We start from the raw sequence: 10,426 nt of genomic DNA, 5'->3' as shown, positions 1-10,426 counted from the left end.
AGTGGTGCCAGGTCGCTGATGTGTGGCGCGTTGGCTCGAAGCCCGGCCAGGCCCCGCCGCCGCCCACAGGCGCCGCAGCTCGGCCCCCGCCTCGAAGCCCGCTCGTGCCCTCCGGTCCCTCTGCTCTCCTCCACAGTGGCGTGGCCACTAAGGAACCGCGTTTTTGCTTGTTGATTAGGGGTATTGCACTACTTAGGGAGGTATTGCACTGCCTAGTAGCTAGTGCATTGCTGGCCTATCTAGTGCATCGCTTCCTCACGCAGCGCATTCCTACTCATGCCCACGGGGTGTGCGGATAGGTTGTTGCTTCATGGATAGGTTATGAGCATACGGATAGCTTATTAACCTATCCGTATGGCGATAACCTATCCGCATCGTCACAACCTATCCGCGCAGGGGCTTTCCTCTTCTCAGTCATCGCCAAAATGCTTGTTGCAGTGAGGTGTACACCCGATAAGGAGGATTCAACCCCTTCCGATCAGGTTGAATCCTCCCGATCAGGTTGAATCCTTCGGAGAGGTGTATCGCCTTCTGAGTAGTCGTGGCGTCAGTGCTGTGTCTAGCCCGGTGTTCAGAAATTTCGCACGTAATTCTCCCGCGACTCGTTCAAAACCTGAAATCGCATCGTTGGAATTGCAGTGTTTTAAGGCTGTCTTAAAAAGTTACCGCTTTAAATTACGTGCGGAATTGAGGTTGGGGGGCGTGGAGAGGGTGCTTCAGGAGAACCGATGCAATTGCCCCGAGAGAGTCCGTGGGCAGTGTCGTCAGCTAGGCCTCTCTACGGGCTGGGGTAACCCTTCAATCGGTGGGTGCGCGATCAGCCCGATGCGAGTCGAGGCCGTACCCTGGGGTCAGGTCGACGCCGTGAGGCGTCGCGGCAAGTGGGGAGGAACAGCATGGAGTACGTGGCGCTGCTGCGCGGCATCAACGTCGGCGGTAACAACAAGGTCGTCATGAGCGAGCTGCGCGAACAGATCGCAGCCGAAGGTTTCGGACATGTGCGCACCTACATCAACAGTGGCAACCTCATCTTCGAAGCCGAGGATGACGCCCCGAGCGAGGACGTTGCCCAGGCCGTCGAACAACTCCTGGAGCTTCGCTACGACTTCCCGATCCGACTGGCCCTCCTGACGGCGCAGGACTACCTTGCCCAGCTCAAAGAGCTGCCCGACTGGTGGCACGGCGAGGTCGCCCGCCGTGATGCGCTCTTCTACACGCGAGGCCTGGACCGCGACCACGTGCGCGAGCGCATCGAGGCGATGGAACTGGGGGATGAGGCCGTGCACTTCGGCGAGCACGCCGTGTTCTGGGGCAAGTTCGACGAGAAGAGCTTCCTGAAGACCGCCTATCACAAGCGCCTCCTGCGCGAGGACTTCTACCGCCAGGTGACGATCCGCTCCGGTTCGACGGTCGAGAAGATCGCAGCCATGCTGTCGCAGGACTGAGGCTCACCCTACCCAATCGTGATTTTGGCCCCCGCGCGCGCCCCTGTGGCCCCGATGCGACCTAAAACCCGTACGCTTGTGTCAGTTCACGAGAAAACGAGGAGACACCATGGCCTCACACAGCGGGCGCCCCGGCGCCATCCGTAAGAAGGGCACCAAGAAGGGCGCGCAGGTCGGCACCGGCGGCCACTCGCGCCGCCGCCTCGAAGGCAAGGGCCCGACCCCCAAGGCCGAGGACCGCACCTACCACCCCGCCCACAAGCGCAAGGTCAAGCGCGAGGCCCGCGAGGCCCAGGAGGCCGCGATCGCTCGCGCCCGCGCCAAGTCGTCGATCCGCGTCAAGCCCGGTCACGAGCTGATTGCCGGCCGCAACCCGGTCGCCGAGGCCGCCCGCGCCTCGGTCCCGATTGAGCGCGTCTTCGTCCTCGACAACGTGAAGGACGACCGCGTGGAGGAGGTCGTGCGCCTCGCCTCGGCCATGGGTGCCCCCGTTTACGAGGTCACCCGCCGCGACCTGGATGTCGCGACCGACGGCGCCGTCCACCAGGGCGTTGCCATCGAGGTGCGCGGCTACGAGTACGCCGACGCCTCGGATCTGATCGCCGGTTCCCTGCAGCAGCTGGGCCACCCGCTCCTCGTCGCTCTCGACCAGGTGACGGACCCCCACAACCTGGGCGCGGTCCTGCGTAGCGCGGGCGCGTTCGGCGCGGACGGCGTCATCATCCCCGAGCGTCGCAGCGCGGGCGTCAACACGACCGCGTGGAAGGTGTCGGCCGGTGCGGCCGCCCGCGTGCCCGTGGCTCGCGCGACGAACCTCGTGCGCGCTCTCGAGGAGGCCAAGCAGGCTGGCTACTTCGTGGTCGGCCTGGATGGCGGAGGTGACGCGCCCCTGCGCGGCCTGTCGCTGGCGGACGGCCCCCTCGTGGTCGTGACTGGTGCCGAGGGTGCGGGCCTGTCCCGCCTCGTGCGCGAGACCTGCGATCAGATCGTGTCGATCCCGATCACGTCGACCGTCGAGTCTCTTAACGCGGCCGTCGCGACGGGTATCGCCTTGTACGAGGTGGCTTCCCTGCGGGCGCAGGGCTGATCCTTCCGGACTGTCTGTCGTCTCGCCGTGGGTGCGCGCTAGCGCCCGCGGCGAGACGACTTTTTGCCGCTTAATGCGTCACGAAAGCGGCTCTGTGCTCGCCGCCTGTCGCATGGCGGCGAGACAGTTCGCCGTGAGGGCGCTGTCAGCGGGAAGGTCCTTCTGGTTGACGTAATGCGGAACATCGAGCAGGACGTCCTGTTCGGTGAGCTTGCGTTCGAGCCATTGGAAGGCCTCGTCGATCTGGTCGTCAGAACCCAAGGATCGCTTTGGTGAATCATCGCTGAGGAAACACCACAGCTGCGCAGCCTCCTTCTCCTGATCGGGGAGTGCGCGGGCTGCGACCACGATGCGGAATTTGCCGGGTTTTGGCAGACGTTCCTTGCGCCAGGTTTTGGATGCGAGGCCCGACACGAATCCACCGACCTTGTTCGCGGCGCTGGTGGCACCCTCGTATGCGGCGCTACCGGCGAAGTAGGCAACCTCGCCGACTGTTCCGGTTGCCTCGACGACTGTGTCCACGACCCCGCCGGCGGCTTCTCGCGCGGCGCTACCGGCGAAGCCGGCAACCTCGCCGACTGCGCCTACGACCTCGCCAACCGTGTCGGTGACCGCACGAAGACCCTCGGGTGCGGTTTTCTTGTATGCCATGTGGAGATGCTTCCCAGCGTCGCTCACGGCGTCCATCACGTCAGTGAGGTCAAGTGACGGCTTCTTCGTTGCTGTGCTCGAGGCGTCGACCGTGATCTCTGTGCCGACCCAGCCGCGGCGTGCAAACTGCTCGGGCATGCCGTGTGTTTGCTCGCGTACGCCAAGCGTCACCCACAGGTCGAGACACCGCCTGACCGCGTCCTCGGGGGAGCCGGTGACCGTGTAGACGCCAAGAGGCGGGCGTCGAAAGAGGTTCCCGGTCCACGAGGCCGGGGGAGTCGTTGTCATCTTCATGTGCGGTTCTACTCTCGTTCATTCACGTCTGCGGTCCGCCGTATTGTGCGGGTGTTGTGGATCGTGAAGAGGTAGTTTTTCGGTGGGAGTTGGCGAGTCTCAGTTTACTGAGAAACGCCGGGGTTTGCGGCCGTACTCCTTTTTGGCGGCCCTGCGCATCGACAGGACGCCGTCCATGGTGAAGAGGTGATCTTTCGGCAGGTCTCCGCCGTGGAAGAATCGAGGGGCTTCCAGGAGGAGCCCTTGGCGCTCTAGCGAGCCCGCAAGCTCGCCGAGCGACATGTCCATGAATGCGTCTGTCGCCCATCTGGAGTCATGTACCACGCGGGCTTCGCAGACCCAGAGTTCGGAGGCGGGGCGTCCTCCGACCGAGCAGGATCGTGCTGCGACGAGGATCTCGGTCCTCTCCTGACTAGTGCGTTTGATCGACGTGGGCGCTGTAGACGGAACGAGATTAACGCCGGGAATGGCATCGAGGAGAGGCCTGAATGCGAGGCTGCGCAGGTCGCTGCCGATAATGACTTCCGCGCCGACCCAACCGTGCTGGGCGAGCTGCTCGCGCATGCCGTTCGTCTCGCCCCAGGCTCCTTTGGACACCCAGTAGTCGACAGCATGCGTGACCGTCTGATGTGGGTCGGCCGCGACGAGCGCGTAGAAGTACCTGCGTCGGTTGATGGCCCGACGGAGAGAGAAACCTGAATGACCCGCCCCCATGAACATCCTCCTCGAGGAAAGACAAGTGTCAACAACAAGCCTCAGCACTCTGCCGCAGTGCGTTGCTGCTGAGCGCCGCTGCTCACCAGGATACTATCCGCAGGGAATTATCGGGATTGACGAGGCATGGGTACCCGCGCGGTGACCGGCCGAAGAGAGGATGCTACCGGTTGCGCTTCTTTGCTGCCTGACGCATCGACACGAGTGTGGGGAGCGAGAGGGGACTGTCCGGCTCGATGTCCCTGCGATCGAGGTGACGGACGGGGGCGGACAGGATGCCCTGCGTGTTGAATGACTCTTCGAGCGAGCGCATCGACGATTCGATGTAACTGTTCTCGAAGCCGCTGAGGTTGATCCGCGTCGCCCAATCAGCGAGGCACCACAGTTCGGTTATCGGCCCCGATTCGGTTTCGATCGTGCGTGCGATGATGTCCACGTAAATCTTGGTGATGGCGGCTCTCTTGACACGGTTGGGCAGGAGAGAGATTGCCTGTGAGAACAGGAGGGTGAGCCCTCGCGTGTTGAACAAAAAATCAGTGAGGAGTGCGCGCCCGCTGTGTCCGATGATCAGCTCTGTTCCCGCCCATCCCCGCTGCTTGAATTGTTCGCGCATGCCGACTGTCTCGGAGCGGATGCCCTTCATCTTCCAGAGGCCGACGCAGCGAGACACGGCGTCGTCGGGGGGTATTGCCAGGCGAAAAACGGTGATTGGGCTGAAAGATGCGTCGTAGTCTCGCTGCATCGCTGAGACAAGAGAGTTCATCGTTTATCTCCCGTGTGGCGTCAGTAGCGCCTGTTCATCTTCGCGTCCCTGCGCATGATGGCGATGTTCTGGAAGTAGAACAGGTGGTCTTTGGGCAGCGCGCCTCCGAAGAAGCGCTTGGGCGTGCCCAGCAGCGTCCCCTGCTTGTGGAGCGCGATCGCGAGATCGCGCAGGGCGGTGTCCATGAAGGCATTGGACACCATCGGGTCCGTCGAAGTGATGTCGCCGTCGAAGCACCACAGCTCGCTCGCCGGGCGGCCAGCTACCTGACAGGCGCGAGCGGCGATGATGATGCGCTTGGGTGCCTGCTGTGCGTGCTTGAGTGACCTGGGAGCGAGGGAAGGAAAGAAGCCGATGAGGGGGATGCTCTCGAAGAACGAGGACATGGCGCAGTGGCGTGCGTAGCTGCCGGTGATGAGTTCGGTGCCGATCCAGCCGTGGCTGGCGAGCTGCCCGCTCATCCCTGGCGTTCCGTTGCGCGCCCCTGTGGACACCCAGTAGTCGGCGCAGCTCGTCGCCGCCTGGTGCGGGTCGGTGGCCAGCTGCGCGTAGAAGTAGCGGTTTCGATTGAGGAGGCGCCCCTTCGACGAGGAGGTTGGTGGTGCCGTGTTCATCGCTGTCCTTTCCGGGAAAAGACGGAGGAGAGAGAAGCGAAGGTGCCCCCGCGCGGTGCACGGTCGCGGGGCTGCGTGGTGCTGAGGGAGGCTTGCGGGTGGTTCACTGGCGGTGTGACTCGTCGCGAACGAAAGCTGTGGCGGCCCGTCGCAATGCGAGGAGACCCATGTCGGAGAAGACGTGATCACGGGGGAGATCTCCACCTCGGAAGAATTGCGGGGTGCCCAACAAGATGCCCTGTTGGGTGAAGGACTCACTTATGCCTTCTAGAGCAGACTTCATGAAAGCGTCCGTGATGACGGGTTCCCTGAGGGCATCTTTCGCGAGGAAACACCACAGCTCCGATGCCGGTCGCCCACCTACCGAATGTGGGCGAGCGGCGACCATGATGCTGGTCGGCTCCTGGATGGAGTCCCTGAATTTCTTGGGCATGAGCTTCGGGAAGACGCTCATCAGCGGAAACATATTGTCGAGGGAGCGGAAGGCGTAGTACCGACCGGTTCCACCGATCGTGAATTGGGTGCCGACGAAACCGAGGCGCGCGAGCTGCTCGCGTACCCCAGCCTGCTCGGCGAACCCTCCGATTGAGCGCCAGAAATCCAGGCAGCGGTCGGTTGTCTGCTGCGGGTTCAGCGCGACGAGGTACGTCGCGTACTGGCGCTTGTCCCAGCGGTTGCGGGACTCTCCTCGTGAGGCTTTGTTGACCATGATGATGAGCTGACGCGCGCGTCGCCAGCCGACACCTCCCTCCCCAAACGGTGCCCGTGATCGGTTTCCGCTGTGACGGCCCCCGGGCGCTCGCTTTGATCAGGTTTACTCGACGCCTTAGAGGGACCACAGCGAGGAAACGTTTTGCTCCGTTTCCTCGTAGGTCTGGATCGCCTCGTCGAGGAGCTGCCGGGCGCGAGAGAGCGCTTCCGCAGTGTCGCGGAGAGCCTCTTCATCCATCCTCATGCGGTTCAAAGCTGCCCGCGCAGCCTCGCCCTCCCAGGTGCTCGCAAGGTAATTCTGCGCCTGTGGGATGGTGTCGATGATTGCTTCCATGTGGTCCACACGCTGGCTGAGCGTGCTGGAGAGGGATTGAAGTTCGCCCTCGTCGACGTAGAGATCGGGCATTATGTCTCCTTCTGGAATGGCCCTTTAAAAGCCCTGAAAATGACGGACTCGTTCTTCAGTCGCCTTGCTCAGAGCGCTGAGCTTCTCCTGAAACGCAGCGAAGGGATCCTCCTCATCGTTCTCCTCGGCTTCTTGGCGCGCCTGCTGCATAACCTTCGTAACGTTCTGTTGTGCTGTTTTCCGAATGGTCTCAGCTGCTTCGGACGTATCCTTACCGGAGAAGACGTCTTCCAATGTCGTCTCTCCGTTGTCAATACGTTCCTGGATTGTCTTCCAGTCTTCACCGAGTTCTCCGCGGCGTGCGGCCTCAGCGCGCCGCTGCCGGTGTTCTGCATTGTCTCGCTGATTTTGCTCGCGTTGTTTGTTGATCTCTTGAGACAAGTTGTCGAACGAGCGGAACAACTCTTCGAAACGTGCGATGTATCCTTCGTTGCTCATACTCGTGCTGCAGCTCCTCGAACAGCGGCCTCGGCTAGGTTCGCAATAGTAAATCGGACTTCAATGAGTTTGTCCTTTGCTTCAACAAGAGATTCCATGATGTCGAAGACCATGTTAATGATGTCGTAGATGCTCATAACCATCTGTATGAACTTCCAGGCATCCTTGGCAATATCGAAGGCGGCTTTTACCCACCCGGCTACCGGGACTCCAGCGTCTCCAAGTAGCTCGAGGCAAGCGATTTGAAGATCGACAAGCAGCTCACCAATTTCATTTGCCGCTTTTTTGACGAGTAGCTGGATTCCTAAGAGAACTGTCGACATCACGCCCGCTGCGCCTTCCAGTGATGTCGTTCCCCACGAAAGAGCGGCGATGAAAACATTCGCTGCCTCGGAGCCTCTCCCTGTCCACTCTGACAGAGCAGGGAGAATTTCGGAGTCGTTCTGGCCGACTGCGACGAGGGCGTCGCCGATCTCGGACCAGGCAGTCCTCGCTCGATGAATGACGCGCCAGTCGCCGACGGTGTACTTGAAAATGATGTCGTTCAGGACGGAGACACCGGTGAGCTTCTCAATCAGCCAATCGACACCACCCAAGACAGGCCCCGCTTTCCAGCGAAGGTTCTCCATCTCTGATTCCGGGGCCTCTGGTGTGACGAGGTACGAACTTGCATCGTGAGCCTCGGAGATCGAACGGTTTGCCGAGAGTGCCTTCTCGCCGCGTTGCACGACACGGTCCGAGAGACCAGTAACGTAATTGCGGAACGCGTCAATATCCTGCCCCATTTGCGCGAATACGTTCGGATCTGCGCCTCCATACCATTGTGAAGCGCGTTGCTCCGCAGCGCCGAGGGTAGGTAGAGACGAGCGTGGGTCATTAAAAGGAAGCGCAGAACCGCCGAGGGCCTGTGTCGCAGCGGATAGAGCAGCGTGAATCTGTTCATCGGCGCTGACATAGGCATCGATTGTTCGGCCCATGTGGTTTGCCGTACCGGTATGAGCGTTTTCTAGGAGTATTAGGACGCCCAACCCGGCTTGTACTGCAATCTCGTTGAGGCCATTGAAAGCCATGAGGAGAAGCCCGTAACCAGTTTTGTAGACAGCTACCGGCGCAACGCCTCCGGTGACAATATGGCCCCACTCGTCGAGGAATGAATGCATGTTCTGCACGTGTGTTCCCTGGCGCTCCAGCACCTGCTGTGCCAGCGACAGGTCCGCGTATTCGACAGATAAAGGCATATTCCCTCGCTATGTCTCGAATCTTCGACGGTGGATCCTCGCCGATGAGGTGCGCTGTGGTGCTCAGCGGTGAGCCGATCATAAGTCCACCAAAAATAACACAGGTAGTCAAAGTTCGTGGTCAGCTTCTTGAGGAGTGTACTTCGTGCCCGTATGATCACCCCATGAGCGTCCTTGGAACCGTCATCGTTGGCATCGTCATCCTCATCGGAGTGATCGGCGCGGTCGTGCAGATCTGGCCCTCCGCACCCGTCGTCGGAGGCGCGATCCTCGTGTGGGCGTGGATGACCGGCACGCGCGCCGCGTGGATCATTTTCGCCATCGTGGCGCTCGTCCTGATCCTCGGAACGGTCCTCAAATACGTGATTCCAGCCCGCGGCATGAACAAGGCGGGAATCCCTCAATCCACGCTCGTGTGGGGAGCTGTCGGCGGTGTCGTCGGATGGTTCATCGGCCTGCCCCTCGGCCTCGTCCTGGGCATGGTCGCGGCCATCTTCCTCGTCGAGTACCTGCGCAGCCGCGACACCGCCAGTGCCTGGACGGCCACCCTCCACGCCCTCAAGGCCTTCGGCTGGACGATTGCCATCGAGCTGATCGCCGCCCTCACGTGCGCCACCCTGTGGGGCGTCGGCGTCGCCCTGGTTGCCGCCGGAAACTGACGTGACCAGCCGGTGCCCCGGCCTCGTCGTTCCTCCGGTAGGATGGATGCGTTGCGCGCACCCGCGTAACAGACCCAACTAAACGGAGATACTCATGCCCGCCGTCATCGTGCTCGGCGCCCAGTGGGGCGACGAAGGCAAAGGCAAGGCCACTGACCAGCTCGGCCAGCACACCGACCTCGTCGTGAAGTTCAACGGAGGCAACAACGCCGGACACACCGTCGTTATTGACGGCGAAAAGTACGCGCTGCACCTCCTGCCCGCCGGAATCCTCTCCGAAGGCGTCACCCCCATCATCGGCAACGGCGTCGTTGTCGACCTGGACGTGCTCTTCGAGGAGCTCTCGGAAATCACCGAGCGCGGCGTTGACTGCTCGCGGCTGCGTATCTCCTCCAACGCGCACATCATCCCGCCGTACAACCGCCTCATGGACCAGGCGAACGAGCGTGCGCGCGGCAACAACCTCATCGGCACGACCGGCCGAGGCATCGGCCCCACCTACGCCGACAAGATGAACCGCATCGGCCTGCGCATCCAGGACCTCTTCCACCCCGAGGAGCTGCGCGCCAAGGTCGAGGCCGCCCTGGCCCCCAAGAACACCATTTTCGAGGCCGTGGATATCCCCACGCTCGATCCCAACGAGGTGTCGGACCACCTGCTGTCCTTCGCGGACCGCATCAAGCCGATGCTGTGCGACGTGTCCCTCGTCGTTAACGACGCGCTGGACCGCGGCGACACCGTCCTCTTCGAGGGCGGCCAGGCCACGATGCTCGACATCGACCACGGCACCTACCCCTTCGTGACCTCCTCCAACCCGACCGCGGGCGGCGCGCTCACCGGCTCCGGCGTCGGCCCGACCCGCATCGACCGCGTTGTTGGCGTCGCTAAGGCGTACACGACGCGTGTCGGCGAGGGCCCGTTCCCCACGGAGCTGGACGACGAGGTCGGCGAGGCCCTGCGCACCAAGGGCGGCGAGTTCGGCGTGACCACGGGTCGCCCGCGCCGCACCGGCTGGTTCGACGCAGTCATCATGCGCTACTCGACGCGCATCAACGGCCTGACCGACATTTGCCTGACCAAGCTCGACGTGCTCTCCGGCTACGAGACGATCCCCGTGTGCGTGGCCTACGAGGTCGACGGCGTGCGCACGGAGGAAATGCCCCTCGACCAGGCCGGCTTCGAGGCTGCCGTGCCCGTGTACGAGGAGCTGCCCGGCTGGAGCGAGGACATCTCGCAGTGCCGCTCCTTCGGCGAGCTGCCCCAGGCCGCCCAGGACTACATCGAGCGCCTGGAAGAGCTGTCGCGCTGCCGTATCCAGTCCATCGGCGTGGGCCCGGGCCGCGAGGCCACGATCGTGCGCTACCCGCTCATGTGACGGTTCACTGAGACGATAGTGGGGGCCGGTG

At 62.4% G+C, this 10,426-nt stretch carries 12 protein-coding genes; 4 read left to right on the top strand and 8 right to left on the bottom strand.

Annotation, left to right across the window (positions count from 1 at the left end; translation table 11 throughout):
* The first annotated feature begins 896 nt into the window (after positions 1–896).
* The gene (locus HMPREF1137_RS03410; protein WP_007588931.1) at positions 897–1,445 is read left to right on the top strand and encodes a DUF1697 domain-containing protein; all 549 of its coding nucleotides are present in this window, start codon (positions 897–899) and stop codon (positions 1,443–1,445) included.
* Positions 1,446–1,554: 109 nt separating this feature from the next.
* Entirely contained in the window at positions 1,555–2,532 is a 978-nt protein-coding gene (gene rlmB / locus HMPREF1137_RS03405) for a 23S rRNA (guanosine(2251)-2'-O)-methyltransferase RlmB (RefSeq protein WP_007588945.1), read from the top strand.
* Positions 2,533–2,610: 78 nt separating this feature from the next.
* On the opposite strand, the gene HMPREF1137_RS09755 is transcribed toward rlmB, so the two are convergent.
* The 8 genes from HMPREF1137_RS09755 to HMPREF1137_RS03365 all read right to left on the bottom strand — a co-directional run bounded on the left by HMPREF1137_RS09755 (position 2,611) and on the right by HMPREF1137_RS03365 (position 8,361).
* Positions 2,611–3,477 carry a hypothetical protein gene (locus HMPREF1137_RS09755; RefSeq protein ID WP_007588941.1) on the bottom strand — a complete coding sequence of 289 codons (867 nt, stop codon included), beginning with the start codon at positions 3,475–3,477 and terminating at the stop codon, positions 2,611–2,613.
* A 99-nt stretch (positions 3,478–3,576) separates the two neighbouring features.
* Positions 3,577–4,191 (bottom strand): hypothetical protein, encoded by a 615-nt coding sequence (locus tag HMPREF1137_RS03395; protein ID WP_007588937.1) that lies wholly within the window; start codon positions 4,189–4,191, stop codon positions 3,577–3,579.
* A gap of 163 nt (positions 4,192–4,354) precedes the next feature.
* Positions 4,355–4,954 (bottom strand): hypothetical protein, encoded by a 600-nt coding sequence (locus HMPREF1137_RS03390; RefSeq protein ID WP_034496627.1) that lies wholly within the window; start codon positions 4,952–4,954, stop codon positions 4,355–4,357.
* A 20-nt stretch (positions 4,955–4,974) separates the two neighbouring features.
* The gene (locus HMPREF1137_RS03385; protein WP_007588948.1) at positions 4,975–5,568 is read right to left on the bottom strand and encodes a hypothetical protein; all 594 of its coding nucleotides are present in this window, start codon (positions 5,566–5,568) and stop codon (positions 4,975–4,977) included.
* Positions 5,569–5,671: 103 nt separating this feature from the next.
* Positions 5,672–6,277, bottom strand: coding sequence for a hypothetical protein (locus HMPREF1137_RS03380; protein ID WP_007588934.1), 606 nt, complete (start codon positions 6,275–6,277; stop codon positions 5,672–5,674).
* Between the two features lie 117 nt (positions 6,278–6,394).
* Entirely contained in the window at positions 6,395–6,685 is a 291-nt protein-coding gene (locus HMPREF1137_RS03375) for a WXG100 family type VII secretion target (RefSeq protein WP_007588927.1), read from the bottom strand.
* A 24-nt stretch (positions 6,686–6,709) separates the two neighbouring features.
* On the bottom strand, positions 6,710–7,123 hold the full coding sequence (locus HMPREF1137_RS03370) for a hypothetical protein (protein ID WP_007588935.1): 414 nt from the start codon (positions 7,121–7,123) through the stop codon (positions 6,710–6,712).
* Positions 7,120–8,361, bottom strand: coding sequence for a hypothetical protein (locus HMPREF1137_RS03365; protein ID WP_034496622.1), 1,242 nt, complete (start codon positions 8,359–8,361; stop codon positions 7,120–7,122). Before HMPREF1137_RS03365 ends, HMPREF1137_RS03370 begins: the two co-directional genes overlap by 4 nt.
* 164 nt (positions 8,362–8,525) lie before the next feature.
* Here HMPREF1137_RS03365 and HMPREF1137_RS03360 point away from each other — a divergent pair, with 164 nt between their 5' ends.
* Both HMPREF1137_RS03360 and HMPREF1137_RS03355 read left to right on the top strand, forming a co-directional pair.
* Entirely contained in the window at positions 8,526–9,020 is a 495-nt protein-coding gene (locus HMPREF1137_RS03360; RefSeq protein ID WP_007588943.1) for a DUF456 domain-containing protein, read from the top strand.
* A 94-nt stretch (positions 9,021–9,114) separates the two neighbouring features.
* Positions 9,115–10,395, top strand: coding sequence for an adenylosuccinate synthase (locus HMPREF1137_RS03355; protein ID WP_007588947.1), 1,281 nt, complete (start codon positions 9,115–9,117; stop codon positions 10,393–10,395).
* The last annotated feature ends 31 nt before the right edge of the window (positions 10,396–10,426 follow it).

The organism is Actinomyces sp. ICM39 (assembly GCF_000282935.1).
GTDB classification, from domain to species: domain Bacteria; phylum Actinomycetota; class Actinomycetes; order Actinomycetales; family Actinomycetaceae; genus Pauljensenia; species Pauljensenia odontolytica_B.
The sequence above is the reverse complement of the archived record's forward strand: the minus strand, read 5'-3'. Positions and strand labels throughout refer to the sequence as shown.